The sequence below is a fragment of the Micromonospora sp. M42 genome (genome assembly GCF_000568915.1).
Taxonomy (GTDB): Bacteria; Actinomycetota; Actinomycetes; order Mycobacteriales; family Micromonosporaceae; genus Micromonospora; species Micromonospora chalcea.
The window spans coordinates 4,841,294-4,842,836 of the sequence record NZ_KK037233.1 but is presented as its reverse complement, the minus strand read 5'-3'; the positions used below and the strand labels follow the sequence as shown (position 1 = coordinate 4,842,836).

Genomic DNA, 1,543 nt, shown 5'->3' with positions numbered 1-1,543 from the left:
TAGCGGTCACAGAAAGCGCTTCCCCACCAGCCAACTTCATGATCAGCCGGCCCCCATGGAGGTGATCAAGGAGTTTGGGTCCGAGTTGATCTCCGGGAGGGACACAAACTCCTTGATCAACGCGGCGGGCAGGAGGCGGGCCGGGCGGGGCGGGGCAGGGCGGGGCGGGGCAGGGCGGGTCAGCCGACTGGGGGGGCTGTGGGAGGGTGGGCGGCGGGGTTTCGGTCGGTGGGTGGGCCGGTGCGGTGCTCCTTCTCGCCGAACGCCTGCCGGACCAGGCGGTTCGCCTCCTCCTGCTCGATCCCGGAGGCCACCATCAGGTCGCTCGCCGTGGTACGCACCTGCGCGATCACCACGCTGCCGGAGAAGCCGACCCCCTCGGCGTACGCCCGGCCGGCCTCGCTCACCGCGCGCAGCGACCGTTCGCGGGCCTCCTGCGGCTCCTGCCCGGCGGCGAACTCATGGCGGAGCAGGCGCACCGACTCGGCCAGATGACCGATCGCGTCCGGCATCGGCTCGGGGGCCGGTTCGTCGTCCTCGATCATGGTGACCGCGCGGCGGATCAGCGTGCCGGTGTTGCGCATGGCCCGGTCGATCGGGTCGGCCGCCTCGGCGTAGTGGGTCAGCTCGCCACGCCGGTGCCAGCGGGCCGGGGACAGCGTGCTGGTCTCCTTGGCACCCTCGATCGCCTCGGAGAGGGCGGCCAGTTCCTCCTTGTTCTCCCGCAGCCGGAACAGCGCGCGCTGGGCCGCCTCCCGGTCCTGGTTTCGCAGCGCCTCGGCGCAGGCGTCGAGCTGGTCGGCGAGGAGGTCCAGCGCGGGCCGGGCGGCCCGGTTGATCACCCGTAGCGGGTTGAGCGGCAGCAGGATGGCGGTGACGAGCAGCGCGATGCCGCCACCGAGTAACGCGTCGATGAAGCGGGGGAATTCCAGGTTCTCGGTGGACGGGCTGAGCGTCACGATCAGCACCGCGGTGGCCGCGGCCTGGATCACGATCGCCACGCTCGCCCCGGCGAAGATGCTCAGCAGGATCGCCGAGGTCACCACGAGCGCGAGCTGCCAGGCGCCGGTGCCGACGAAGTAGATGAGCGCGTCGCCGACCAGCACGCCGACGGCCACGCCGGCGATCAGCTCGACCGTACGCCGGAACCGCTGCCCCACCGAGGCGGCGAGCGTGCCGACGGCGGAGATCGGGGCGAAGACCGGCTGGGGGTTCTTCAGCAGCCGGTGCGAGATCAGGTACGCCAGGCCGGCGGCGAGCCCGGCCTGCACCGCCAGGCCGAACGCGGTCCGGACCCGGTGCAGCCGGTCGTGCAGGGTCGCCTTGCCCCGGTGCCGCAGCTCCTCCATCGCGGAGGCGATCCGCTGCCCGTCGCGGTCGGCCCGCCCCTCACGCAGCTTTCCGCGACGCAAGAACTGCAGTCGTCCGTCCCGGGCCATGGCCGGTACTACCCGTACCGCCCCGGCTGAATCCCTCTACCCGGGCCGGAGGGGGCAGACTGCATCCGATGGACGACCTGACAGGCACGGTGGCGGGAGACGGC

1 protein-coding gene is annotated in these 1,543 nt (G+C 72.4%); it reads right to left on the bottom strand.

Features of this window, described 5'->3' with window-relative positions; genetic code table 11:
- Positions 1-179: 179 nt before the first annotated feature.
- Positions 180-1,439 (bottom strand): FUSC family protein, encoded by a 1,260-nt coding sequence (locus MCBG_RS22295; RefSeq protein ID WP_043327993.1) that lies wholly within the window; start codon positions 1,437-1,439, stop codon positions 180-182.
- Between the last annotated feature and the right edge of the window lie 104 nt (positions 1,440-1,543).